This window comes from Gramella sp. AN32, assembly GCF_023718305.1.
Classification (GTDB): domain Bacteria; phylum Bacteroidota; class Bacteroidia; order Flavobacteriales; family Flavobacteriaceae; genus Christiangramia; species Christiangramia antarctica.
Genome location: NZ_QEYO01000038.1, coordinates 1 through 3,336 on the forward strand (window position 1 = coordinate 1; position 3,336 = coordinate 3,336).

Annotated in this window: 4 protein-coding genes; 1 reads left to right on the forward strand and 3 read right to left on the reverse strand. The window is 32.3% G+C overall.

The window, feature by feature from the left end; genetic code table 11:
• Window positions 1-785: 785 nt before the first annotated feature.
• On the reverse strand, window positions 786-1,169 hold the full coding sequence (locus DHD80_RS19685) for a hypothetical protein (protein ID WP_251743180.1): 384 nt from the start codon (window positions 1,167-1,169) through the stop codon (window positions 786-788).
• 120 nt (window positions 1,170-1,289) lie between these two features.
• Here DHD80_RS19685 and DHD80_RS19690 point away from each other — a divergent pair, with 120 nt between their 5' ends.
• Complete coding sequence (locus tag DHD80_RS19690) at window positions 1,290-1,964, forward strand: RNA polymerase sigma factor (protein ID WP_251743181.1); 675 nt, start codon at window positions 1,290-1,292, stop codon at window positions 1,962-1,964.
• A 168-nt stretch (window positions 1,965-2,132) separates the two neighbouring features.
• On the opposite strand, the gene DHD80_RS19695 is transcribed toward DHD80_RS19690, so the two are convergent.
• Both DHD80_RS19695 and DHD80_RS19700 read right to left on the reverse strand, forming a co-directional pair.
• Window positions 2,133-2,603, reverse strand: coding sequence for an RES family NAD+ phosphorylase (locus DHD80_RS19695; RefSeq protein ID WP_279347081.1), 471 nt, complete (start codon window positions 2,601-2,603; stop codon window positions 2,133-2,135).
• The gene (locus DHD80_RS19700) at window positions 2,603-3,106 is read right to left on the reverse strand and encodes an antitoxin Xre/MbcA/ParS toxin-binding domain-containing protein (protein ID WP_251743183.1); all 504 of its coding nucleotides are present in this window, start codon (window positions 3,104-3,106) and stop codon (window positions 2,603-2,605) included. Before DHD80_RS19700 ends, DHD80_RS19695 begins: the two co-directional genes overlap by 1 nt.
• Window positions 3,107-3,336 lie beyond the last annotated feature (230 nt).

Here is a 3,336-nt window from a genome sequence, read left to right on the forward strand (position 1 = left end):
CCAAAAGCGCAAATTAAAAATCGTAACCAGACTCAAAAAAAATATTGCTAAATTGGAACTCAAACCAGAAGATTTGGGGTTTTTACCAGGTTTAATACAAAACAACATTTGACGTTAGTCAGAATTAAAACCAAGCAAGATAGACATCACTTTTGTGTCTTTACTCAGCTGTCCTGTAAAGGCAGATGTAACGGTTAAACTTCCCAAATCTTTTACCTCTACAATAAATACAATTATGGCTTGCTTTCAAGACCATACCTATGTCGTTGGTTTTCAGTGTAGTTGATAATTCTTCAAAAATCGGTAGAGTTAACCGTACTTATATCTACGGCCTTCGTGCATAAAAATCGATAAGTCTATGTATTTTTGACAATCTTATTACATAATCCTTTGGTATATATGTAATGTTGGCTTTCCCTTGAATAGGCACAAAATGGTGCTCACAAAAAGAAGTAAATGGGATAGGTAACTCTATTAAAGGGGGTGTGATATTGAAAGGGGTTTTTAAAATTGGTTACTGCAGGTTTGTTTTTCAGACCACTAAAAATTTCATTCACATACATTTTCGCTATCTTTCTGGGGATATCTTTTATACTGTCGTTTGAAAGGTCGGGACCCAAAATTTGGATGATGTCTTTAAAATTTTAAGCAATAAGTACTACTTATAAATCGTCATCTACAACAAAAGCATCATCACGTAGCGGTTTTTTTACAACTACATGACGATTGCCATTTATAGGACGGTCTTCTGTTAATAAAGAGGTGTCGTTTACTTTCATTTTTAATTAATTATTTGCTTTACTGTAATTATTTTCAGAAAGTTTTGCTAATGAAAAAGCAGCAATGGCCATCACCAAATCCCGTACGGCAACATCCACATAACTCCAACTAAAAATGAGCGTTAATGCAATAGCTACTAGCCAAGTTGAAACTACATAAGCGCCAATTTTCGTTTTTGTAAGCACAAGAACACCTGCTAAGATTTCAATAACTCCAACTATCATCATAAAGGTAGTGGGATCAAAAGGTAGTATTCCAGCAAAACCTTCCGAAATATATTGACTCCAGTTGGTTAATATATTGGTGAATTTGTCTAAACCGGCAACAATTGGCACTAAACCAAAAGTATATTTTAAAACTTTTTTTACTAATTGCACATTTGAATCCATAATTTTATTTTTAGTGATTATTTAAATTCGTTACAGTAGTTTGATTGTTGGAATCAAAAAAGGATACAAAATTTTGTAACTTTTTTTGATTTTTTCAATCTAAACCTTAAAGACAAGATCATGGACGCAATACACATAAATGATTTCAACAAGCATAAAATAAAAGAAGATGATGTTATCAAACGTATACTTGCTGGCGAAAAAGAACTCTATGAGATATTGGTAAGAAGGAACAACCAGAAACTATATCGCGTAATACGAAGTTATTTAAAGGATGAAGCCGAAATTGAAGACTTAATGCAGAATAGTTATATAAAAGCATACACCAAATTATATCAATTCAAATTGGAATCCTCCTTTTCCACTTGGCTCATTCGAATAGGAATAAACGAATCCTTGGCTCGTTTAAAGGAAAAAGGAAGGCTAATTCATTTAAACGACCAGTTTTTCAACTCCGATAACAATATCGTTTTGGAAATACCTGACAAAAAACAATTAAATCCGCACGACAAAATGATACGCAATGAAGCAAAACACCTTTTGGAGAATGCCATTGACCAATTAGATAAAAAATATAAAACGGTTTATATTCTAAAGGAAGTAGAAGAAATGAGCTTAAAAGAAATTGCTGTTGCTTTGGATTTAACGGTTGCCAATGTAAAAGTGCGATTACATCGTTCAAAAGAAAGGCTTAAAGAGAAATTATATGAGATAAGCAATGATAAAAGTGTATTTGAGTTTGGATTTAGCAGATGCGATAAAATTACTGAAAACGTAATGAAACGTATAAAATAACTGTACCAAACATCGGCAGCAAATAGCGGTCAATTTGGTGAAAAGTGCATCAAGTAACAAGCAACAAAGCCGACAAGTTCGCGTCCCAACCCCACGCCACTTACGTTAAAGACCGTTGGTAGTAATTAAACTCGACCTAAAAATAATACTTAATTAATTTATCAAACTTTATTCTCGTTTATCTTTTTTAAGTCTTTCATCAATAGGTAATTCAATAAACTCAATAACTTCTATTTTCCCAAATTCTTTATATAAAGGATTTAAGATAATATTTGATTCTAATCCAACAATCGTAGATGGTACTCGTAATGCAAAAACATTTCGGTCTTTTGCTAAATCTGTAAAAATTTCTGTTGTTTTAGAAGAATATGGGTATTGATTCCATCTTTCTGGAAGCTCTTTTAATTGTTCTATTACAAACTCATCTGGAAATTCGATTTTCGCAATTAATATTTTTTTTGGCAAATATGCAATGTTTTCAGAGTGAATATAATACTCTAATAAGGCTAATGAAATATTTTCTGAACAATAAACAGCTTGTGTTCCAACCTTATTCCATCTACCACCAACCTTTTCAGCCCCTATTCCAGAAAGTGTTAAATCTTTATATTTCACATTTGCAACTCGATAGACAATCATTAACTATAAACATTATATTGAATTCTAATAATTTCATTTTCAACCATTTCAAAACCAAAACTACTATCAAGTAGTTCAAATGGGATTTTATTCCCAAGAGTCCTTGATGGAGTCATTAACCATTTCTTAAAGTCTTCTTTAGAATCAAAAACCTCATAACCCATTCCAAATAATCTCGCCAATTCATAGATTCGCTCTGAAGTTTCTTTTCCATAAACAGTTTTCTTTTGCATACTACTAATAGATGCTGGAAGTATATGTTCAAACTCTTTTTCAGTAGAACCGGTAAAATGTATTAATTGCTTCCAATCTGTCTTTTTCACACCTTCTCTGATACGACCTATTAATTCCATTTTAAATCCTGGAGCATCTTTAGAGTTAACAACTACCCAAGAAGGTGAGAATTTAGTAGGACTAATTGGATTCCTTCCTTTTCTAGCAACCTTCGCCGATACTACACCTTTCTTTTTATTTGAATCTTCCGATTTTACTTTTATATCCATAATTGTATTTTTACACCTATACTATTGTAAATATACAATAATATTTTTGGTTTAATAATTAATTGAAAATGAAATTCTTGAATAAAATAAAAACTACTGCCAATAATAACTAAGCGTTCGTGTGGCCGGTACGGCCCAACATGAACGCAGTGTTGACTGAACCGGTTGTTTACCGATTGTCTACTATGGGGATTGGTCTAAATTGTGGGGTTGCTATTCAGCGATTTGGA